The organism is Streptomyces sp. NPDC017676 (assembly GCF_044329325.1).
Taxonomy (GTDB): Bacteria; Actinomycetota; Actinomycetes; order Streptomycetales; family Streptomycetaceae; genus Streptomyces.
In genome coordinates, this window is record NZ_JBIRJA010000003.1 from 363,776 (window position 1) to 382,915 (window position 19,140).

Genomic DNA, 19,140 nt, shown 5'->3' on the forward strand with positions numbered 1-19,140 from the left:
TTCCGCACGGACGCGACCCTATGCCGTCACTTGTGGTGTATGCCCGCTTCCTCGCCGTACTCGCCGAGGATGACGACGCTGAAGGCCGCCTCCAGGAACACCTTCACGGCCCGCAGGGCGTTGCCGAGCAGGTGGTGGTGGGGGCCGTCGACTGCCGTCGCGCCGGACGGGGGGCGGACGGGGGCCGGTGTGATGCTTGCTGCGCTCATGTCTCCATGGTGGAACTTTGGACCCCTCACCCGCATCGGTCCGCGGGTCCAATTCCGGACGCCCTCGCATAGGCCCCCGGGGGGACACGACCCCTGGACCTGAGTCGCCCTGCCCCCTGGGGGACGGGTCCGCGGGGGACGCACCACCGACGAGCTCCGGCGGAACCGGGTCGGAAAATCCATTGGCCCCCGCCCCGCCCCCTCCCCTAAAATCTCCGCTCTTGCCCGCCTCCCCCACGGAGTGCCGTCGCCCGGCCGGAAACCGGGCGGCATCGTCGTAGCCCACGCAGCAGGCCCACCGGAGGCACCCCCTTGTCCACGCCCGCCCACGACCCGCTCGACGACCCCCTCGCCCGAGAGCGCTCCCACCTCGCCGCGTCCCGTTCCGCCCTGCGTGCCATGCGCGAGGACGTGGAGGCACTCGACATCAGCGACGTCACCGCGAACTGGGTCAACGCCGCGGTGCTCTCCCGCCAGATCGACGAGCGCATCAAGGCACTGGCCGACCTCAGCGACACCCCGCTGTTCTTCGGCCGGCTCGACTACCTGCACGAACCGGGCGCGGAGCGGGCCGAGGGCGCCGAGGGAGAGCGGTTCTACATCGGGCGGCGGCACGTCCACGACGCCGACGGCGACCCGATGGTCATCGACTGGCGCGCGCCGGTCTCGCAGCCGTTCTACCGGGCGTCCAAGAAGGACCCCATGGACATCGGGCTGCGCCGCCGCTTCGGGTACACCGGCGGCGACCTGACCGCCTACGAGGACGAGCACCTCTCCGACCCGGCAGAGACCGCCACCACCAGCAAGCTGCTCCAGCAGGAGATCGAGCGGCCCCGCGTCGGCCCGATGCGGGACATCGTCGCCACCATCCAGCCGGAACAGGACGAGATCGTCCGCAGCGGGCTCGGCGGCACGGTCTGCGTGCAGGGGGGTCCGGGCACCGGTAAGACCGCCGTCGGCCTGCACCGGGTCGCGTACCTGCTCTACGCCCACCGGGAACGGCTGGCCCGCACCGGCACGCTGGTCATCGGGCCGAACCGGTCCTTCCTGCACTACATCGAGCAGGTCCTGCCGGCGCTCGGCGAGTTGAGCGTGCGGCAGGCGACCGTGGACGACCTGGTCGCGCAGGTGGAGGTGCGCGGCACGGACGACGCCGCCGCCGCGATCGTCAAGGGCGACGCCCGGATGGCCGAGGTCCTCAGGCGCGCCCTGTACTCCCACGTGACCATGCCCACCGAGCCGGTCGTGGTCGTGCGCGGCTCGCGGCGCTGGCGGGTGCCGGCGTACGAACTGGAGGAGATCGTCCGGGAGTTGCTGGACCGGGACATCCGCTACGGCGCCGCCCGCGAGGCCCTGCCGCAGCGCGTCGCGCACGCGGTGCTGGTGCAGATGGAGCGGGCCGGGGAGGCCCCGGACGACCGGGTGCAGGACGCGGTCGCCCGCAACAGCGCGGTGAAGGCGGCCGTGAAGACCCTCTGGCCGGCCGTCGACCCGGCCAAGCTGGTGCTGCGGCTGCTCACCGACGCCGAGTTCCTCGCCGAGCACGCGGCCGGGCTCCTGGACGAGGACGAGCAGAAGACGATCCTGTGGGCCAGGCCGGTGCGCAGCGTGAAGTCGGCCAAGTGGTCGCCGGCGGACGCCGTGCTGATCGACGAGGCGACCGACCTCATCCAGCGCACGCACTCGCTCGGCCATGTCGTCCTGGACGAGGCGCAGGACCTCTCCCCCATGCAGTACCGGGCCGTCGGCCGCCGCTGCACCACCGGCAGCGCGACCGTGCTGGGCGACCTCGCGCAGGGCACGACCCCGTGGGCGACCCGGAGCTGGGCGGAGGCACTGGCCCACCTCGGCAAGCCCGAAGGGGCCGTCGAGGAGCTGACGGCCGGTTTCCGCGTGCCGACGGACGTCATCGCGTACGCCTCCCGGCTGCTGCCGCACATCGCGCCCGGCCTCACCCCGGTCGCCTCCGTCCGGGAGAACCCCGGGTTCTTCGAGGTCCGTACGTCCACGGGGGCGGCGGACGTCGTCGCCGCGTGCGCGGAGCTGCTGCGCAACGAGGGCTCGACCGGCCTCATCGCCGCCGACGCCCGCGTCCCGGCGCTGGCCGAGGCCCTGACGGCGGCCGGCATCTCTTACCTGGCCCCCGGTGAGGAGACCACCCGCGAGACCCGGCTGACCCTGGTCCCGGCCTCGCTCGCCAAGGGTCTGGAGTACGACTACGTGGTCCTGGACGAGCCGCAGGCCGTGGTGGACGGCGAGCCGGACGAACGCACGGGCCTGCGGCGCCTGTACGTGGCGCTGACCCGTGCGGTGTCGGGCCTGATCGTGACGCACACGGCACCACTGCCGCCGCAGCTCGCCGGGTAGGGCACCGCACCCACTCCGGGCGCACCCTGTACGGGCCCAGGGCCTCTCGTGTGGATCACGCCGGGCTCGCGGACCCTGGCACCGCTCCCTGATCCGGCCTGATCGAGACGAAAGACCCCAGTCCAGGCGGCGTCGCCGTCCAGGGCCGTGCGGTGTCGGGCCTGACCGTGGCGCACACGGCACCACTGCCGCCGCACCCCGTACGGGCCTAGGCGGCGTCGCCGTCCAGGGCCGTGCGCCACTGGGCGACCGCGTCCGCCGAGACCGGGCCCCGCCAGCCGTCGGGGCGGGCCGCGCCGCCGATGTGGAACGCCTCGATCCCGCCCGCGCGCAGCCGCGCGACGTGGTCGAGGCGCAGTCCGCCGCCGACCATGATCTGCTGCTCGTACCCGGGCTCGCCGTCGTGCGCGGCCTCGGCGAGCAGCGTGGGCATGCCGTCGTCCACGCCCGTGGCGGAGCCGGCGGTGAGGTAGGTGTCCAGACCCGGCAGGTCGGCGAGCTGCTTGCGCAGGGCGTCCCGGTCGGCGGCCCGGTCGATCGCCCGGTGGAAGGTCCAGCGGCAGCCGCCGAGCGCGTCGACGACCCGCTCCACCGCGCCCAGGTCGACACCGCCGTCCGTGGCGAGGAACCCGAGCACGAACTGGTCGGCGCCGGCCTGCCGCAGCGCGTCGGCCACGCCGATCAGCCGGTCCAGGTCACCGGCCGCGAAGCCGTCCGCGAGGCGGAGCATCACGCGCAGATCGATGTCGACGGCGGCGCGGATCGCGGCGACGGTGGCGGGCGCGGGGGTGAGCCCGTCGGCCGCCATCTCGGTGACCAGCTCCAGCCGGTCCGCGCCTCCGGCCTGGGCGGCGACCGCGTCCTCGACGTCGAGGGCGATCACCTCCAGGACTGCACGCTTGCTCATGGCACCCCATTCATCGGCGCTACAGGTCTAGTCCAATCCAAGACTACGCCTGCCCGGGGACGCCACTCACCCGAAGATGTTCAGCTCCCCCTCCCGGGCCCCCGCCAGCTCGTAGGACGCCCCGTTCAGCGGTCGCCCGGCGTACAGCCGTACGAGCGTGGCCGCGTCGCCGATGTACCGGGCGGGCGGGCCGTCGGCGGCCACCGCGCCGAGCCGCAGCGGCTCGTCCAGATCGTCCACGTCGGCGTGGAGCGGCACGTGCTCCTTCGCGCGGGTGATCCGCGCCAGCAGCGTCAGCGCGTCGGGCAGCCCCGCCCCGGCGTACGCCCCCGGCGCCCCCAGCACCTCCCGCACGTCCCCGGCGTGCACCCACTCACCGAGCGCGATCATGTCCAGTGAGCCGTCCGTCCCGGCGATCACCGGTCCGGCCTCCGTCATCCCGCGCTCCAGCTCGTCCACGACCCGCGCGTTCGTCCAGCCGGCCCGCTCGGCGATGTCCCGCTCGTTCGACTCCGGCGAGAACACGCCCTTCTCGAACCGGTTCTCCACCACCCGCATCAGCGCGGCGGAACAGTGCGCCAGCACGTCCCTCACCGTCCAGCCCGGACACCCGGCCGACGGCAGCGCGAAGTCGGCGTCGGGCCGCGACCGCAGCAGCGGTACGAGGGCGTCACGCTCGGCGGCCAGCAGCCGCCCGGGGAGCTCGGGATCGCGTACTTCCTGCGTCTCAGTCATGGGGGTCACGCTAGGGGCGCCGGCGGACGGCCGTCACGCGGGAAACGGACGGGCAGCCGCCCGGGGCCCCGGACGGGCCGGGCAGCCGCGCGGGGCGCCCCCACGGGACGACTCGGGCCGCCCCCGGCGACAAGGGCCACCGTGAAGACGGCACCGGACAGCACCGCCGCGAACACGGCACCGGACAGCACGCACCGCCACCCGGTCGGCACCGGACCACCACCCGACAGAATGGGGGACATGGCCGACCTCGACGCCCTGCGCCTCCGTTTCGCCCGCGCCCTGGAAGCAGTCCGCGCCCCCGGCGGCGGTCCCGACCCCGCCCCCTACGCCGACAACCTGCTCGCCCGCTGGCGGGAACCGCAGCGCCGCTACCACACGGTGGCCCACCTCACCGCCGTGCTCGACCACGTCGACGTGCTGGAGGAGTACGCGGCCGACCCGGACGTGGTCCGTCTCGCCGCCTGGTTCCACGACGCCGTCTACCTCCCCGAACGGTCCGAGAACGAGGAGCGGTCCGCACGGCTGGCCGAGCGCGCCCTGTCCGAGGCCGGTGTGCCGGAGGCGAAGACGGCCGAGGTGGCCCGGCTGGTCCGGCTCACCGTCACCCACGACCCGGCAGACGACGACCGCGACGGACAGGTGCTGTGCGACGCCGACCTCGCGATCCTGGCCGCGCCCCCGTCGGCGTACGCCGTCTACACCGCCGAGGTCCGCGAGGAGTACCACTTCGTACCGGGCGACGCCTTCCGGGAGGGCCGTTCGGCGATCCTGCGCCAACTCCTCGCCCTGCCGCGGCTGTACCGCACCCCGTACGGGCAGGAGCACTGGGAGGCCACCGCCCGCTACAACCTCACGTCCGAGCTGGAAATGCTGTCGACCTGAGGACGCCCCCGCCGTACTGTGCGCGCATGCGGACGATGAGCGGGGATCAGGTGGAGGTGGCCGTCGCGAGCTGCGCGGCGGCACTGCGCGAGGCGCTGGACCGGGACTGGGAGGCGGTGAACGCGGCCGGTCTGGAATGGAGTTGCCGCACCACGGCCTTCCACATCGCCGAGGACTTCGCCGCGTACGCGAGCCGTCTCGCCGGCCGCGCCCAGGACCGCCTCCCGCTGCGCATCACCCTCCCCGAGGGCACCGACAACGCCGGCCTGCTCCAGGTGATCGAGGCCACCGGCGCCCTGCTGGCCGCCGCCGTCCGCACCACCCCGCCCGGCGTCCGCGCCTTCCACCCCGTCGACTTCGGCAGCGCCGACCGGGAGGGCTTCGCCGCGATGGGCGTCGCCGAGGCCCTGCTGCACACCCACGACATCGCCCGGGGCCTGGGCCTGCCCTACGAACCGCCCGCCGAGCTCGCCGAATCCGTCCTGACCTGGCTCTTCCCGCACGTCCAGCCCGGCCCCGCGCCCTGGCCGACGCTGTTGTGGGCGACCGGCCGCGGCGAGCTGCCGGGCCGCGCCCCGGTCACCGACTGGACCTGGTACAACAACCTCGTACTGCCGGCCGGACGCGTCACCCTCACCGGCATCCGCCCGGCCGCAGCCCGCGATCTGGCCCTCGGCGGCGACGGCGGCTTCCACTGGCTGGACGACGGCCCGTACGAGGGCACCCGGGAGGCCTGCTCCCACCTGCTCAAGGCGTACGAAGCCGGAGTGCACCGCCCGGAGTTCGGGGTCTTCGCCCTCGTGCGCGCCGAGGACGGCCGGGCGGTGGGCGGCATGGGCTTCCACGGCGCCCCGGACGACGAGCGCCGGGTGGAGATCGGCTACGACCTGGTCGCCAGTGCCCGCGGCCACGGCTACGCCACCGAGGCGCTGCGCGCGCTGACCGAGTGGGCGCTGGCCCGGGACGACGTCGACACGGTCGTCGCCACGATCGAACCGGCCAACCTGCCCTCCCAACGGGTGGTGACCCGGGCGGGCTTCACCCGCGCGACCGTGGAGGAGGAGCGCACCGCCCACGACGAGGACGACACCGAGGCCGGGCTGCGGCTCTACGTCCGCCGGGCCTGACGCCCCTTGCGCCTGCGCAGACCGGCGCAGTGCAGCAGGCGGACCACCTCACGGCTGCTGACCTGCACCGCGCCCGCCGCCACCGCGTCCGCGTAGCGGTGGGAGGGGACGTCGTAGTGGTCGCTGTCGAAGGCCCGGCGGGGCATGCCCAGGCCCTCGGCGAACAGGTGGAGTTCGTCGTACGACACGTCGCTGACCAGGTGCGACCACATGCGCCCGTGGCCGGGCCAGGTCGGCGGGTCGATGTAGAGGGTCACCGGCGCCTCATGAGGACGTCGTCCCGCGCAGGGCCGGGCCCAGCGAGCCCACCGACGCGACCCTCACACCGGCCTTGTGGCACACCCAGTGCGGATCGGGACCCAGTTCCGGCTCCACGTCCAGCGCGTGCGGGTCGCCGGAGCCGCAGACCGGGCACAGCGGCCAGCGGCCGTACCGCTCCAGCAGCGCGTCCTGCACGTCCTGGGCGACCAGCCCGGCCACGAAGGCCGCGCCGTCCGGCCACTGCTCGACCCACCAGCGCCGCTGGGCGATGGAGTCCTCCACCAGCGAGACGACGTCGGCCTCCGCGACCTCTCCCGCGACGAGATCCGCGAGCACGAGGGCGCGGGCCGCGTGCAATGACTGCTCCAGAGGGCTGATGGGGTCCATGCACCCCATTGTGCGCACTCTTGACCGCGACACCGAACCGAAAATATCTTTCACATGTGACCCAGGACGTGAAGGAAATTTTCGGCAGCCCCGGCGGATCGCTCGCCGCCAAGGTGCGCACGCTCGCCCCGTCCATGACCCGGTCCATGCAGCGCGTCGCCGAGGCCGTCGCCGGTGACCCGGCCGGCTGCGCCGCCCTCACGGTCACGGGCCTCGCCGAACTCACCGGCACCAGCGAGGCGACGGTCGTCCGCACCGCCCGGCTGCTCGGCTATCCGGGCTACCGCGACCTGCGGCTCGCCCTCGCCGGGCTCGCCGCCCAGCAGCAGTCCGGGCGCGCGCCCGCGATCACGACGGACATCGCGGTGGACGATCCCATCGCCGACGTCGTCACCAAGCTCGCCTACGAGGAGCAGCAGACCCTCGCCGACACCGCCGCCGGACTCGACACCGGCCAGCTCGGCGCGGCCGTCACCGCGCTCGCCGCCGCCCGCCGCACCGACGTGTACGGCATAGGGGCGTCCGGGCTCGTCGCCCAGGACCTCACCCAGAAGCTGCTGCGGATAGGGCTCATAGCCCACGCGCACAGCGACCCGCACCTCGCGGTGACCAACGCGGTGCAGCTCCGTTCGGGTGACGTGGCCCTCGCGATCACGCACTCCGGGTCGACGGGGGACGTGATCGAACCGCTCCGGGTGGCCTTCGAACGCGGGGCGACGACAGTGGCCATCACCGGGCGGCCGAACTCGCCGGTCACGCAGTACGCCGACCTCGTGCTGACGACGTCGACGTCACGGGAGACGGAGCTGCGGCCCGCCGCGATGTCCTCCCGGACGAGTCAGCTGCTGGTCGTGGACTGTCTGTTCGTGGGAGTGGCGCAGCGGACGTACGAGACGGCGGCACCCGCGCTGGCCGCCTCCTACGAGGCGTTGGCGCACCGGCACCGGAGCGGTTCGCGATAGAGGGTAGGAAGGAACCGCAGGAAGGTTCACCACCCCCCGTCACACGTCACCGGAGAGAGCCACCCCCCTATGACCTCTCACGACCTGCGCGACCAGCTGGCCTCGCTGACCACCGAGGCCTTCCGTCCGGAACTCGCCGAGATCGACCGGTTGCCCACCCTCGACATCGCCCGGCTGATGAACGGCGAGGACGCGGGCGTGCCCGCCGCCGTGGCGACGCAGCTGCCGCGGATCGCCGCCGCCGTCGACGCGGTCGCCGCGCGCATGAGCCGGGGCGGACGGCTCGTCTACGCCGGCGCCGGGACCGCCGGCCGGCTGGGCGTGCTGGACGCCTCCGAGTGCCCGCCCACCTTCAACACCGACCCCGAGCAGGTCGTCGGCCTGATCGCGGGCGGTCCCACGGCCATGGTCACCTCGGTCGAAGGCGCGGAGGACTCCGAGGAGTTGGCCCGCCGGGACCTGGACGCGCTGAAGCTCACCCCGGACGACACCGTGGTCGGCGTCTCCGCCTCCGGCCGCACCCCGTACGCCGTCGGCGCCGTCGAGCACGCCCGGGCGCTCGGCGCGCTGACCATCGGCCTCGCCTGCAACGAGGGCAGCGCGCTGGCCGCCGCCGCCGAGCACGGGATCGAGGTCGTCGTCGGCCCGGAGCTGATCACCGGCTCCACCCGGCTGAAGGCGGGCACGGCCCAGAAGCTGGTGCTCAACATGCTCTCGACGATCACGATGATCCGGCTCGGCAAGACGTACGGGAACCTGATGGTCGACGTGCGCGCCTCCAACGACAAGCTCCGGGCCCGCTCCCACCGGATCGTCTCCCTGGCCACGGGCGCGAGCGACGCCGACATCGCCAGGGCCCTCACGGAGACCGGCGGCGAGGTGAAGCACGCGATCCTGGCCCTCCTCGCCGGCGTCGACGGCCCGACGGCGGCCCGCCTCCTGGAGGAGTCCGGCGGCCATCTGCGCACGGCGCTGGGCCACGCGGCACGCTGACGGACCGTGCGGTCAGGGCACCATGGAGGGGAGGAGGCACCCACCGACATGAATCACGCCCAGCTCACCGCCCTCGGACGGGCTCTCCGGCTGCTCGGGGAGCACGGGGAGGCCCTGACCGCCGACACGCCGGACGCCCGGCTGCACGAGATCAAGGACGACCTGCGGCGCGCCCTCGACCTGCTGGACGACACCGTGACCACCGCCGCGCCCACCACCCGCTGCCCCGAGCACCCGCAGGGACCGGTGGACGAGAGCGCGCCCGACCTGTGCCTGCTGTGCGAGACCAGGCGCCGGGCCGCCCGCCGGTCGGAGTTCCAGGGCGGCCGGCCCCGGCCGGGCGAGCCGGCCCCCTCCGCCCCCTCCCGGTACGGCGTGCGCGGTGACCGGCCGCAGGCGCAGCAGCGGTGGCTGCCGGAGCTGTGGAACGGCCAGGAGTGGCAGCTGTGCGGGACGCCGCGGCGGGACCGGCGCGAGGCGGAGGCGTATCTCGCCGCCCAGCGGCGCGGCTCCCGGCCGGCCATGGCCTACCGGCTGGTGCACGAGTTCACCGACTACGAGGTGCTGCGGGTGTGGGGGACGCCGGTACGGGTCGACATCGAGCCGATGGGCAACCTCTAGCGGCCGGCGCCCCCGGGGGTGACGCCGGTCAGCTCAGGGTCTTCGCGGCCGCCGCGTCGTACGGCTTCAGCTCGTCGAAGCGGCCGGAGAGCACCTTGGCCGCCCACTCGGGGTCCTGGAGCAGCGCGCGGCCGATGGCCACCAGGTCGAACTCGTCGGCCTCCAGGCGGTCCAGGAGGTTGTCGATGCCCTTGACCGGGGAGCCCTCGCCCTGGAAGGCGTTGATGAAGTCACCGTCGAGGCCGACCGAGCCGACGGTGATGACGGGCTTGCCGGTGAGCTTCTTCGTCCAGCCGGCCAGGTTCAGGTCGGAGCCGTCGAACTCGGGCAGCCAGTAGCGGCGGGTGGAGGCGTGGAAGACGTCGACACCGGCCGCCGCGAGCGGGGTGAGGATGGCCTCCAGCTCCTCGGGGGTCTCGGCGAGCCGGGCGGTGTAGTCCTGCTGCTTCCACTGCGAGTAGCGGAAGACGACGGGGAAGTCCGGCGACACCGCCGCACGCACGGCGGCGACGATCTCGGCGGAGAACCTGGTGCGGGCCGCCGCGTCGCTGCCGTACGCGTCGGTGCGGCGGTTGGTGCCCGCCCACAGGAACTGGTCGAGGAGGTAGCCGTGGGCGCCGTGGAGCTCCACGCCGTCGAAGCCGATGCGCTCGGCGGCGGCAGCGGCCTCGGCGAACGCGGCGATGACGTCGTCCACGTCCGTCTGCGTCATCGCCCTGCCGGTGGGCTCGGCGCCGGCGGTCTCCAGACCGGAGGGGCCGACGGCGGGCGCGTCCGGGAAGGGGGCGTCGCCCTGCTTGCGGACCATGCCGATGTGCCACAGCTGCGGGACGATGGTGCCGCCGGCCGCGTGCACGTCCTCGGCGACCTTCGCCCAGCCCGCGAGCTGCTCCTCGCCGTGGAAGCGCGGGACGCGGTCGCTCTGGCCGGCCGACGGGTGGCCCACGTAGGTGCCCTCGGTGACGATGAGGCCGACCCCTGCGGCGGCCCGGCGGGCGTAGTACGAGCGCACGTCCTCGCCCGGGACGCCGCCCGGCGAGAACATGCGGGTCATGGGCGCCATCACGATCCGGTTCGGAACGGTGAGGCCGTTCAGCGTGATCGGGCGGGACAGGACGCGGGCCGCGCGGGAGGCGGGGGGCGTGGTGACGGTCACGTGGGGGGCTCCTCGTGAGTGGGCGGGATGAACCGACTGGTATGTGCGCACGCATTGTTGCAGTGTCTTAAGTAAACACCGCCCACCGGCCCGCGTCCCGGTCCGGTCCCGAGCCCCTCACGTGATACCGGACACCCTCGTCGCACCCCGGGAACGCCCGAGGGCGGCACCCCCAGCCAGAAGCTGGGGGTGCCGCCCTCGGTCCGTAGGACAGGCGATCAACCGTCAGGTCGATCAGAAGTCCATGTCACCGCCCGGCATGCCGCCGCCGGCCGGGGCCGCGGCCTTCTCCGGCTTGTCGGCGATGACGGCCTCGGTGGTGAGGAACAGCGCGGCGATGGAGGCGGCGTTCTGCAGCGCGGAACGGGTCACCTTCGCCGGGTCGATGATGCCCTCGGCGACCAGGTCGACGTACTCGCCGGTCGCGGCGTTCAGGCCGTGACCCGGGGTCAGGTTGCGCACCTTCTCCACCACGACGCCGCCCTCAAGGCCGGCGTTGACGGCGATCTGCTTCAGCGGGGCCTCCAGGGCGATGCGCACGGCGTTGGCACCGGTCGCCTCGTCACCCTCCAGCTCCAGCTTCTCGAAGACCTGGGAGGCCTGGAGCAGGGCCACGCCACCACCGGCGACGATGCCCTCCTCGACGGCCGCCTTCGCGTTGCGGACGGCGTCCTCGATGCGGTGCTTGCGCTCCTTGAGCTCCACCTCGGTGGCGGCACCGGCCTTGATGACCGCGACACCGCCGGCGAGCTTCGCCAGGCGCTCCTGCAGCTTCTCGCGGTCGTAGTCCGAGTCGCTGTTCTCGATCTCGGCGCGGATCTGGTTCACACGGCCGTTGACCTGCTCGGAGGAGCCGGCACCGTCGACGATGGTGGTCTCGTCCTTGGTGATGACGACCTTGCGGGCGCGGCCCAGGAGGTCCAGGGTCGCGTTCTCCAGCTTGAGGCCGACCTCCTCGGAGATGACCTCGCCGCCCGTGAGGATGGCGATGTCGCCGAGCATGGCCTTGCGGCGGTCACCGAAGCCCGGGGCCTTGACGGCGACGGACTTGAAGGTGCCGCGGATCTTGTTGACGACCAGGGTCGACAGGGCCTCGCCCTCGACGTCCTCGGCGATGATCAGCAGCGGCTTGCCCGACTGCATGACCTTCTCCAGCAGCGGGAGCAGGTCCTTGACCGAGGAGATCTTGGAGTTGGCGATGAGGATGTACGGGTCCTCCAGCACCGCCTCCATGCGCTCCATGTCGGTCGCGAAGTAGGCGGAGATGTAGCCCTTGTCGAAGCGCATGCCCTCGGTGAGCTCAAGCTCAAGACCGAAGGTGTTGGACTCCTCGACGGTGATGACGCCTTCCTTGCCGACCTTGTCCATCGCCTCGGCGATCAGCTCGCCGATCTGGGTGTCGGCGGCGGAGATGGACGCGGTGGAGGCGATCTGCTCCTTGGTCTCGACGTCCTTCGCCTGCTCCAGCAGGGCGGCGGAGACGGCCTCGACGGCCTTCTCGATACCGCGCTTCAGAGCCATCGGGTTGGCACCGGCGGCGACGTTGCGCAGGCCCTCCTTGACCAGGGCCTGGGCGAGCACGGTCGCGGTGGTCGTACCGTCACCGGCGACGTCGTCCGTCTTCTTGGCGACTTCCTTGACCAGCTCGGCGCCGATCTTCTCGTACGGGTCCTCCAGCTCGATCTCCTTGGCGATGGACACACCATCGTTGGTGATCGTGGGGGCGCCCCACTTCTTCTCAAGGACGACGTTGCGGCCCTTGGGGCCGAGGGTGACCTTGACGGCGTCGGCGAGCTGGTTCATACCGCGCTCAAGGCCGCGCCGCGCCTCCTCGTCGAACGCGATGATCTTGGCCATGTGAAGTGGTCCCTCCAGGACTGGGGGTGATTCCTTCGGACCGCGCCCGCGCCCGCGACGGACGGCTCGCCGGCCCCGTGGTCCCTTGCACCACATGACCCGCGGGCCTCACCGACCCGGTCCTTCGCTGTCACTCTCACCTTCAGAGTGCTAACGCCAATGATTAGCACTCGGCATGGTCGAGTGCAAGCGCCTGGGCGGGTGGGAGGCCCTCGTCAGCCGCACGCGAACAGCGGAACCGGGGCACGGCGAAGGGCCCGCACCCTCTGCGAGGTGCGGGCCCTTCGGACAAGAAACGTTCAGGCGGTGACGCGAACCATGTCGGCCTGCGGACCCTTCTGGCCCTGCGAGATCTCGAACTCGACCCGCTGGCCCTCTTCCAGGGTGCGGTAGCCGTCCATCTGAATCGCGCTGTAGTGGACGAAGACGTCCGCACCACCGTCGACCGCGATGAAGCCGTACCCCTTCTCCGCGTTGAACCACTTGACGGTGCCCTGAGCCATGCCTAACTCCCCTATTACTGGCCCTTGCACAGATCCACACTTCGCGGACCCGGGTCAGACCTCACCCCCCAACTGGTCGGGGGCGTGCGCCGGAACGCGTCGACCGCGGCTGAATGTATCTGTCCAACTGCCGTCTGCAACAGGTCAATCGGACGAGAATTCTGGACGCGAACGGTCCGGAATCTGGTGAGAATTCATACGAATTCAGGGCAAGTCGGGCTCCACAAAAGCCACAAAAGCCGCAGACAACCCGCACACTTTGGCTACTTCTTGTCGGGCGGGCGGCATGAAATCCAGGGCCCCCGACCCGGAGGCCGGGGCTGTGTTCCCCAACTCTACCGCGCTCAATCACACAGAATTGCCCCCTCCGTTTCTCTCACGGAGGGGGCAATCGGACGAACAGCCGGTAACCGCGGTTACCGAAGGTAATGAGCGCGCCGGTCCGCGGCTCAGCCGCCGGCGACCGCCGGGATGATCGAGACGCCGGCCCCGTCGGGGGTCGCGGTGTCCAGGCCCTGCTCGAAACGGACGTCGTCGTCGTTGACGTACACGTTGACGAACCGGCGCAGCTTGCCCTGGTCGTCCAGCACGCGCGCGGCGATGCCCGTGTGGTTCTTCTCCAGGTCGGCGATGACCTCGCCGAGCGTCGTGCCCTCGGCGGCGACCTCGGCCTGCCCGCCGGTGTAGGTGCGCAGGATGGTGGGGATGCGAACGGTCACGCTCATGCGGTGGGACCTCCGGTCGGGTTCACGGATACGGCGGGGCGGCGCCGAAAGGGCGCGGGGCCGTGGGGCGGGTGCGGGTGCCGCCGCGTGGGCGCGACCGGCCCCGGCCGGCGCGCGGGCCGCGTCCGGCCTCCCCGCGGGACGCCTGTCATGCCAGGCCGGCCTCTCGGAAGGAGTCCAGGGTCGGGCGGATGGTGGCGGTGAGGCCGGTCCCGGCCACCGCGTCCAGGGTCTTCAGGCCGTCGCCGGTGTTGAGGACGACCGTGGTCTTCGCCGGGTCCAGCACGCCCGCCTCCAGCAGCTTGCGGGTGACGCCGACGGTCACGCCGCCGGCGGTCTCCGCGAAGATGCCCTCGGTCCGCGCGAGCAGCTTGATCGCGTCCACGACCTGCTCGTCCGTCACGTCCTCCACGGCACCGCCGGTGCGGCGCGCGATGTCCAGGACGTACGGCCCGTCGGCCGGGTTGCCGATGGCCAGGGACTTGGCGATGGTGTTCGGCTTCTGGGGCCGTACGACGTCGTGGCCGGCCTTGAAGGCGGTGGAGACCGGGGAGCAGCCCTCGGCCTGCGCGCCGAAGATCTTGTACGGCCTGTCCTCGACCAGACCGAGCTTGATCAGCTCCTGGAGCCCCTTGTCGATCTTCGTGAGCTGGGAGCCGGAGGCGATGGGGACCACGATCTGGTCCGGCAGCCGCCAGCCGAGCTGCTCGCAGATCTCGTACGCCAGGGTCTTGGAGCCCTCCGCGTAGTACGGCCGCAGGTTGACGTTGACGAAGCCCCAGCCCTCGCCGGCCGGGTCGCCGATCAGCTCGGAGCAGAAGCGGTTCACGTCGTCGTAGTTGCCCTCGATGCCGACGAGTTCACCGCCGTAGACCGCGGCCATGACGATCTTGCCCTGCTCCAGGTCGTGCGGGATGAACACGCAGGAGCGGAAGCCGGCGCGGGCGGCGGCGGCGCCGACGGCACCGGCCAGGTTGCCGGTGGAGGAGCAGGACAGCGTGGTGAAGCCGAAGGCGCGGGCGGCCTCCAGGGCCTGGGCCACGACCCGGTCCTTGAAGGAGTGGGTCGGGTTGCCGGAGTCGTCCTTCACGTACAGACCGCCGGTCACGCCCAGCTCGCGGGCCAGGTTGTCGGCCTTGACGAGCTTGGTCCAGCCGGGATTGATGTTCGGCTTGCCGGCGACGTCCGCCGGGACCGGCAGCAGGGGCGCGTAGCGCCAGATGTTCGCGGGACCCGCCTCGATGCGGCGGCGCAGTTCCTCGGTGTCGTAGCCGGAGAAGTCGTAGGCGATCTCCAGCGGGCCGAAGCACTCCTCGCAGGCGAAGACCGGGCCGAGCGGCACCCGGTGGCCGCACTCGCGACAGCTCAGGGCCGCGGCCGGGCCGAGGTCGACGGTGGATTCGCTGGTGGTGGCAACTGTCTGCACAGCCATGGAGGCGAGGCCCTTTCTCCTCATCTTCCCCACGACGCATCTCGCCGTGAGACGGAATTGGCACCTTCCCTGGCCGTGAGCCTCGCGCGAACGAGTCCGGTCAGGGGGGTTGCCGGGGCTTCACCGGGCCGTGTCCCTCTGCCCCTCTGGATGAGCGGTATGCGGTTGTGGAACGCACCCGACCCCCGACATGCGATGGTCATCGGCGTTGTTCAAGACTGTAACCGACGGCCGGGACAGTTGAGATAGTCGTCCGAACCGCGAGACACGAGTGAGGAGCCACAGACTGTGCTGGAAGAAGTCGAGCGCTGGCTGACCACCCGGTCCTGGTCCGTGGCCGACCGACCGCTGCACCAGATCCTCGCCGCCAAGCAGCGCACGGGCCAGACCATCAGCGTCGTCCTGCCCGCGCTCAACGAGGAGGAGACCGTCGGCGACATCGTCGCGGTCATCCGGCACGACCTCGTGGAACAGGTGCCGCTCGTCGACGAGATCGTGGTCGTCGACTCGGGCTCCACCGACCGCACCTCCGAGATCGCCGCGCGCGCCGGCGCCCGGGTCGTCCACCGCGACGCCATCCTGCCGCGCATCCCGGCCGTCCCCGGCAAGGGCGAGGTGCTGTGGCGGTCGCTGCTGGTGACCGGCGGGGACATCGTCTGCTTCATCGACGCGGACCTCAGGGAGTTCTCCTCCGACTTCGTCTCCGGGATCGTCGGCCCGCTGCTCACCGACCCGGACATCGACCTGGTCAAGGCGATGTACGACCGCCCGCTCGGCGGCAGTGCCGGGCAGGGCGGCCGGGTCACCGAACTCATGGCCCGCCCGCTGCTGAACATGCACTGGCCGCAGCTCGCCGGGTTCGTGCAGCCGCTGGGCGGCGAGTACGCGGCGCGCCGCACGCTGCTGCAGCAGCTGCCGTTCCCGGTCGGCTACGGCGTGGAGCTGGGCATGCTGGTGGACGCGCTGCACCTGGTGGGCCTGGACGCGCTGGCCCAGGTCGACGTGGGCGTGCGCAGGCACCGGCACCAGGACGGGCAGGCGCTGGGCCGGATGGCCGCCGCGATCTACCGCACCGCCCAGCTCCGGCTGGCCCGCGGCCATCTGATCCGGCCCGCGCTGACCCAGTTCGAGCGGGGCGAGGAAGGGTTCGAGCCGCGCACCTACTCGGTGGACACCGAGGAGCGGCCGCCCATGGTGGAGATCGCGGAGTACGCCGAACGGAAGGTGGCGTGAACGGGCCGTATACGGTCGGCCCGCCGGGCGGGCCGTACGTTTGAGCGGTTGGGGGCCGGGCTAGGTTGAGGCGTATGGCTTCCACGCTCGATGCTGCGCAAAAGGCTCAGGTGCTGGTCGCGTCGAACCGCGGCCCGGTCTCCTACCAGGTGGGCGAGGACGGCTCGCTGCAGGCCCGACGGGGCGGCGGCGGGCTGGTCTCGGGACTGTCCGCCATCGGATCCGACGCGGACTCGGTGTGGGTGTGCGCGGCGCTCGGCGACGGCGACCGGGCGGCCGTCCGGCGCGCGGACGGCGGGCTGCTGCCGGCCGAGGAGACCGGCGGGCAGCGGGTGCGGATGCTCGACATCGACGCGACCGTGCACGCCGAGGCGTACAACGGCATCGCCAACTCGGTGCTCTGGTTCGTCCACCACATGCTGTACCAGACGCCGCTGGAGCCGGTCTTCGACGCCGGCTTCCGGCGGCAGTGGGCGTCGTACGAGGCCTACAACCGGGCGTTCGCCGAGGCGCTGGCCGAGGAGGCGGCCGAGGGCGCGGCCGTGCTGATCCAGGACTACCACCTGGCCCTGGCCCCGCGGATGCTCCGGCAGCTCCGGCCCGACCTGCGCATCGGCCACTTCTCGCACACCCCGTGGGCGCCGCCGGACTACTTCCGGCTCCTTCCCGACGACATCGCGGCCGAGCTGCTCGGCGGCATCCTGGGCGCGGACCGGGCGGCGTTCCTCACCCGGCGGTGGGCGGACGCGTTCACGGACTGCTGTCACGCGGTGCTCGGGCCCGGCATCCCCTCCGGCACCCGGATCGGGGTGCACGGGCTGGGCGCGGACGCGGACTTCCTGCGCGAGCGGGCGCACGAGCCGGACGTGGACGAGCGGATGGCGGCGCTGCGGGCGGAGATCGGAGCGGGCCGGAAGACGATCGTCCGGGTGGACCGGACGGAGCTGTCCAAGAACATCGTGCGCGGGCTGCTGGCGTACGAGCAGCTCCTGGAGGACCACCCGGAGTGGCGGGAGAAGGTCGTCCACGTGGCCTTCGCCTACCCGTCCCGGCAGGACCTCGCCGTGTACCGCGAGTACACCGCCGAGGTGCGGCGGGTCGCGGACGAGATCAACGAGCGGTACGGCACACCGGGCTGGACCCCGGTCGTGCTGCACGTGAAGGACGACTTCGCCCGCTCCCTGGCCGCCTACCGGCTGGCCGACGTGGCCCTGGTGAACCCCATCCGGGACGGCATGAACCTGGTCGCCAAGGAGGTCCCGGTCGTCTCCGACGAGGGCTGCGCGCTGGTGCTGTCGCGGGAGGCGGGGGCGTACGAGGAGCTGGGCGAGGACGCCTTCGTGGTGAACCCGTACGACATCGCGGGGACGGCACGGGCCCTGCACGAGGCGCTGAACCTGCCGGCGGACGCGCGGGCGGAGCGCTCGAAGCGACTGGCCGCCGCCGCGACCGCGCTGCCGCCGGCCCGGTGGTTCCTCGATCAGCTGGCGGCGCTGGACCCCCGGCCGAGCTGAGCGGCCAGCGCCCGCAGCAGGCCCACGACCCCTTCCGGGCCGTCGACCACCAGGTCGGCCCGGTCCGCCAGTTCCGTGACCTCCGTGCTGCCGCTGCACACCAGCAGGCCGGGGACGCCGTTGGTGCGGAGTTTCTCGACCGCGGCGAAGGCGGGGAGGTCGCCCAGGTCGTCACCGGCGTAGACGACACAGCCGGCGTGGACGGCGCGGGCGTGGTCCAGGAGGGCCACGCCCTTGTCCATGCCCGGTGGGCGCAGTTCCAGGACCATGCGGCCGGGCTCGACGATCAGTCCGTGCCGGGTGGCGAGGTCGGCGAGGGGGGCGCGCAGGGCCTCGAAGGCGGCCTGCGGGTCGGGGGCGCGGCGGGTGTGCACCGCCAGCGCCCGGCCCTTCTCCTCGATCCACGTGCCCTCCCCCGCTCCGGCGCGCTCCAGCAGGCCCGGCAGTTCGGCGCGGACGGCGGCCACGCCGGGGTGCGGGGGCGGGGCCGTGAGCTCACCCGTGGCCGCGTCCCAGCGCTCGGCGCCGTAGTGGCCGAGGACGGTGAGGTGCTCCAGGCCGGGGACGCCGGCGAAGCCGCCGTAGCGGACCGCGACCTCGGGCGGGCGGCCGGTGATCACGGCGACGGAGGCGATCGCGGGGGCGAGGGCGGCGAGGGCGGGTACGGCCCCGGGGTGGGCGCGGGCCTGCTCGGGGTCGGCGACGATCGGGGCCAGCGTGCCGTCGAAGTCCAGGCCGATCAGGGCGGTGCGGGGCTGCGCGAGCAGGGCGGCGAGGCCGTCCTGGCCGGCTTGGGTGCGCGGGGTCGGCAGAGCGTCCATGGCGTCCATACCGCGACACTATCCAGCCCGGGGGGTCTCACGCCTCGGCTTCGGCCGCCGCACGCCCGGGACTCCGCCCCGGACCCCTGCCCCGCCCACCCACCACCCGACTCGGTCTGCCGAGAAGGTTCCGCCGGGCCCTCGGTCGGCCGAAGGCACCCCGGGTACCGCCGCATACCCGGTCGGCCGGCGCGGTGTGCGTAGGGGTCAGCGTTCCGCGCGTCTCGTTTCCCGGATGCGGCGCAGGCGGTTGACCGTCACCGGGTCGTGGGCCAGGGCCCGCGCGTCGTCCAGGAGGGCGTTGAGGAGCTGGTAGTAGCGGACGGGGGACAGGTCCAGCTCCTCCCGTATCGCGCGTTCCTTCGCGCCGGGGCCGGGGAAGGTCCGGCGCTCCAGCGCGAGGATCGCCTTCTCGCGGGTGCCCAGTTCCATGCCTGCCACGGTA

General features: G+C 72.6%; 20 protein-coding genes and 1 riboswitch. Of the genes, 8 read left to right on the forward strand and 12 right to left on the reverse strand.

Annotated features, from left to right (window positions below; all coding sequences use genetic code 11):
• Positions 1 to 26: 26 nt before the first annotated feature.
• Positions 27 to 209 (reverse strand): hypothetical protein, encoded by a 183-nt coding sequence (locus ACH4LD_RS09240; RefSeq protein ID WP_103809762.1) that lies wholly within the window; start codon positions 207 to 209, stop codon positions 27 to 29.
• Positions 210 to 521: 312 nt separating this feature from the next.
• Here ACH4LD_RS09240 and ACH4LD_RS09245 point away from each other — a divergent pair, with 312 nt between their 5' ends.
• On the forward strand, positions 522 to 2,576 hold the full coding sequence (locus ACH4LD_RS09245) for a HelD family protein (protein WP_398055563.1): 2,055 nt from the start codon (positions 522 to 524) through the stop codon (positions 2,574 to 2,576).
• 208 nt (positions 2,577 to 2,784) lie between these two features.
• Here ACH4LD_RS09245 and ACH4LD_RS09250 read toward each other — a convergent pair whose 3' ends face one another.
• Both ACH4LD_RS09250 and ACH4LD_RS09255 read right to left on the reverse strand, forming a co-directional pair.
• Positions 2,785 to 3,483, reverse strand: coding sequence for a copper homeostasis protein CutC (locus ACH4LD_RS09250; RefSeq protein ID WP_132785396.1), 699 nt, complete (start codon positions 3,481 to 3,483; stop codon positions 2,785 to 2,787).
• A gap of 66 nt (positions 3,484 to 3,549) precedes the next feature.
• Complete coding sequence (locus ACH4LD_RS09255) at positions 3,550 to 4,218, reverse strand: maleylpyruvate isomerase family mycothiol-dependent enzyme (protein ID WP_398055564.1); 669 nt, start codon at positions 4,216 to 4,218, stop codon at positions 3,550 to 3,552.
• 240 nt (positions 4,219 to 4,458) lie between these two features.
• Here ACH4LD_RS09255 and ACH4LD_RS09260 point away from each other — a divergent pair, with 240 nt between their 5' ends.
• Both ACH4LD_RS09260 and ACH4LD_RS09265 read left to right on the forward strand, forming a co-directional pair.
• On the forward strand, positions 4,459 to 5,103 hold the full coding sequence (locus ACH4LD_RS09260) for a hypothetical protein (protein WP_398055565.1): 645 nt from the start codon (positions 4,459 to 4,461) through the stop codon (positions 5,101 to 5,103).
• Positions 5,104 to 5,138: 35 nt separating this feature from the next.
• Positions 5,139 to 6,230 (forward strand): GNAT family N-acetyltransferase, encoded by a 1,092-nt coding sequence (locus tag ACH4LD_RS09265; protein WP_398055667.1) that lies wholly within the window; start codon positions 5,139 to 5,141, stop codon positions 6,228 to 6,230.
• Here the strand turns inward: ACH4LD_RS09265 and ACH4LD_RS09270 are convergent.
• Positions 6,212 to 6,487 carry a DUF4031 domain-containing protein gene (locus ACH4LD_RS09270; RefSeq protein ID WP_103809756.1) on the reverse strand — a complete coding sequence of 92 codons (276 nt, stop codon included), beginning with the start codon at positions 6,485 to 6,487 and terminating at the stop codon, positions 6,212 to 6,214. The genes ACH4LD_RS09265 and ACH4LD_RS09270 overlap by 19 nt on opposite strands.
• Positions 6,488 to 6,494: 7 nt before the next feature.
• Positions 6,495 to 6,878: a hypothetical protein gene (locus ACH4LD_RS09275; protein WP_132785400.1), complete on the reverse strand. Its 384-nt coding sequence runs from the start codon at positions 6,876 to 6,878 to the stop codon at positions 6,495 to 6,497.
• A gap of 56 nt (positions 6,879 to 6,934) precedes the next feature.
• On the opposite strand from ACH4LD_RS09275, the gene ACH4LD_RS09280 reads away from it, so the two are divergent.
• The 3 genes from ACH4LD_RS09280 to ACH4LD_RS09290 all read left to right on the forward strand — a co-directional run bounded on the left by ACH4LD_RS09280 (position 6,935) and on the right by ACH4LD_RS09290 (position 9,454).
• Positions 6,935 to 7,840, forward strand: a complete 906-nt coding sequence (locus tag ACH4LD_RS09280; protein WP_132785401.1) for a MurR/RpiR family transcriptional regulator — start codon at positions 6,935 to 6,937, stop codon at positions 7,838 to 7,840.
• A 69-nt stretch (positions 7,841 to 7,909) separates the two neighbouring features.
• Positions 7,910 to 8,833 (forward strand): N-acetylmuramic acid 6-phosphate etherase, encoded by a 924-nt coding sequence (gene murQ, locus ACH4LD_RS09285; RefSeq protein WP_132785402.1) that lies wholly within the window; start codon positions 7,910 to 7,912, stop codon positions 8,831 to 8,833.
• A 48-nt stretch (positions 8,834 to 8,881) separates the two neighbouring features.
• Positions 8,882 to 9,454 carry a hypothetical protein gene (locus ACH4LD_RS09290; RefSeq protein ID WP_103809752.1) on the forward strand — a complete coding sequence of 191 codons (573 nt, stop codon included), beginning with the start codon at positions 8,882 to 8,884 and terminating at the stop codon, positions 9,452 to 9,454.
• A gap of 28 nt (positions 9,455 to 9,482) precedes the next feature.
• Here ACH4LD_RS09290 and ACH4LD_RS09295 read toward each other — a convergent pair whose 3' ends face one another.
• The 5 genes from ACH4LD_RS09295 to thrC all read right to left on the reverse strand — a co-directional run bounded on the left by ACH4LD_RS09295 (position 9,483) and on the right by thrC (position 15,127).
• Positions 9,483 to 10,610 carry an NADH:flavin oxidoreductase gene (locus tag ACH4LD_RS09295; protein WP_398055566.1) on the reverse strand — a complete coding sequence of 376 codons (1,128 nt, stop codon included), beginning with the start codon at positions 10,608 to 10,610 and terminating at the stop codon, positions 9,483 to 9,485.
• 234 nt (positions 10,611 to 10,844) lie between these two features.
• A complete protein-coding gene (gene groL, locus ACH4LD_RS09300; protein WP_014673417.1) occupies positions 10,845 to 12,467 on the reverse strand; it encodes a chaperonin GroEL in 1,623 nt (540 codons plus the stop codon).
• Between the two features lie 299 nt (positions 12,468 to 12,766).
• Positions 12,767 to 12,970, reverse strand: a complete 204-nt coding sequence (locus ACH4LD_RS09305) for a cold-shock protein (protein WP_004986573.1) — start codon at positions 12,968 to 12,970, stop codon at positions 12,767 to 12,769.
• 449 nt (positions 12,971 to 13,419) lie between these two features.
• Positions 13,420 to 13,695 (reverse strand): MoaD/ThiS family protein, encoded by a 276-nt coding sequence (locus ACH4LD_RS09310; protein WP_103809750.1) that lies wholly within the window; start codon positions 13,693 to 13,695, stop codon positions 13,420 to 13,422.
• A gap of 148 nt (positions 13,696 to 13,843) precedes the next feature.
• A complete protein-coding gene (gene thrC / locus ACH4LD_RS09315; protein WP_398055567.1) occupies positions 13,844 to 15,127 on the reverse strand; it encodes a threonine synthase in 1,284 nt (427 codons plus the stop codon).
• A 17-nt stretch (positions 15,128 to 15,144) separates the two neighbouring features.
• Positions 15,145 to 15,284, reverse strand: a riboswitch (SAM riboswitch).
• Between the two features lie 131 nt (positions 15,285 to 15,415).
• Between thrC and ACH4LD_RS09320 the strand changes: the two genes are divergently transcribed.
• Together ACH4LD_RS09320 and ACH4LD_RS09325 are read left to right on the forward strand one after the other, a co-directional pair.
• Positions 15,416 to 16,360 (forward strand): glucosyl-3-phosphoglycerate synthase, encoded by a 945-nt coding sequence (locus tag ACH4LD_RS09320; RefSeq protein ID WP_398055568.1) that lies wholly within the window; start codon positions 15,416 to 15,418, stop codon positions 16,358 to 16,360.
• A gap of 74 nt (positions 16,361 to 16,434) precedes the next feature.
• Positions 16,435 to 17,874 (forward strand): trehalose-6-phosphate synthase, encoded by a 1,440-nt coding sequence (locus tag ACH4LD_RS09325; protein ID WP_398055569.1) that lies wholly within the window; start codon positions 16,435 to 16,437, stop codon positions 17,872 to 17,874.
• Here the strand turns inward: ACH4LD_RS09325 and otsB are convergent.
• Positions 17,841 to 18,704: a trehalose-phosphatase gene (gene otsB / locus ACH4LD_RS09330; RefSeq protein WP_398055570.1), complete on the reverse strand. Its 864-nt coding sequence runs from the start codon at positions 18,702 to 18,704 to the stop codon at positions 17,841 to 17,843. The genes ACH4LD_RS09325 and otsB overlap by 34 nt on opposite strands.
• Positions 18,705 to 18,902: 198 nt before the next feature.
• Positions 18,903 to 19,127, reverse strand: a complete 225-nt coding sequence (locus tag ACH4LD_RS09335) for a DUF3263 domain-containing protein (protein ID WP_398055571.1) — start codon at positions 19,125 to 19,127, stop codon at positions 18,903 to 18,905.
• Between the last annotated feature and the right edge of the window lie 13 nt (positions 19,128 to 19,140).

Coding starts and splice junctions, on each gene's coding strand:
- ACH4LD_RS09250 (WP_132785396.1), bottom strand. CDS start 3,483: ATGAGCAAGCGTGCAGTCCTGGAGGTGATCGCCCTCGACGTCGAGGAC.
- ACH4LD_RS09325 (WP_398055569.1), top strand. CDS start 16,435: ATGGCTTCCACGCTCGATGCTGCGCAAAAGGCTCAGGTGCTGGTCGCG.
- ACH4LD_RS09310 (WP_103809750.1), bottom strand. CDS start 13,695: ATGAGCGTGACCGTTCGCATCCCCACCATCCTGCGCACCTACACCGGC.
- ACH4LD_RS09265 (WP_398055667.1), top strand. CDS start 5,139: ATGAGCGGGGATCAGGTGGAGGTGGCCGTCGCGAGCTGCGCGGCGGCA.
- ACH4LD_RS09260 (WP_398055565.1), top strand. CDS start 4,459: ATGGCCGACCTCGACGCCCTGCGCCTCCGTTTCGCCCGCGCCCTGGAA.
- thrC (WP_398055567.1), bottom strand. CDS start 15,127: ATGGCTGTGCAGACAGTTGCCACCACCAGCGAATCCACCGTCGACCTC.
- murQ (WP_132785402.1), top strand. CDS start 7,910: ATGACCTCTCACGACCTGCGCGACCAGCTGGCCTCGCTGACCACCGAG.
- ACH4LD_RS09255 (WP_398055564.1), bottom strand. CDS start 4,218: ATGACTGAGACGCAGGAAGTACGCGATCCCGAGCTCCCCGGGCGGCTG.
- ACH4LD_RS09305 (WP_004986573.1), bottom strand. CDS start 12,970: ATGGCTCAGGGCACCGTCAAGTGGTTCAACGCGGAGAAGGGGTACGGC.
- ACH4LD_RS09335 (WP_398055571.1), bottom strand. CDS start 19,127: ATGGAACTGGGCACCCGCGAGAAGGCGATCCTCGCGCTGGAGCGCCGG.
- groL (WP_014673417.1), bottom strand. CDS start 12,467: ATGGCCAAGATCATCGCGTTCGACGAGGAGGCGCGGCGCGGCCTTGAG.
- otsB (WP_398055570.1), bottom strand. CDS start 18,704: ATGGACGCCATGGACGCTCTGCCGACCCCGCGCACCCAAGCCGGCCAG.
- ACH4LD_RS09240 (WP_103809762.1), bottom strand. CDS start 209: ATGAGCGCAGCAAGCATCACACCGGCCCCCGTCCGCCCCCCGTCCGGC.
- ACH4LD_RS09290 (WP_103809752.1), top strand. CDS start 8,882: ATGAATCACGCCCAGCTCACCGCCCTCGGACGGGCTCTCCGGCTGCTC.
- ACH4LD_RS09275 (WP_132785400.1), bottom strand. CDS start 6,878: ATGGACCCCATCAGCCCTCTGGAGCAGTCATTGCACGCGGCCCGCGCC.